The organism is Pseudomonas sp. DE0010 (assembly GCF_007680745.1).
Classification (GTDB): Bacteria; Pseudomonadota; Gammaproteobacteria; order Pseudomonadales; family Pseudomonadaceae; genus Aquipseudomonas; species Aquipseudomonas parafulva_B.
In genome coordinates this window covers 1-238 of the sequence record NZ_VEJQ01000293.1, presented here as the reverse complement: position 1 = coordinate 238, position 238 = coordinate 1, and the positions used below count along the sequence as shown (strand labels likewise).

The following is a 238-nucleotide window of genomic DNA, read 5'->3' as shown; positions in this document are numbered from 1 at the left end:
CCTCCAGCGCTGGAAGAAGGCGGCCGACGACCCCAAGCACTACCGGGCGCCGCTGACCCTGCTGCCGGTGCGCCTGGAGCGACAGAGCGCCGCCAGCGGCATCACCCTGCACCTGTTCGAGGACGAGCCACGCTTCAACCTGACCCTGCTGGAGCTCCTGCGCCACGACTTCGACCTGGACATTTCCGGGCTCGACGGCCCGCTACCCGGCGATGGCAACGGCATCGACGTGGATGGC

At 69.3% G+C, this 238-nt stretch carries 1 protein-coding gene; it reads left to right on the top strand.

The window, feature by feature from the left end; all coding sequences use genetic code 11:
* Positions 1 to 238, top strand: a 238-nt coding sequence (locus tag FS767_RS22590) for a DUF4011 domain-containing protein (protein ID WP_144968308.1), incomplete at both ends; no start/stop codon positions are given.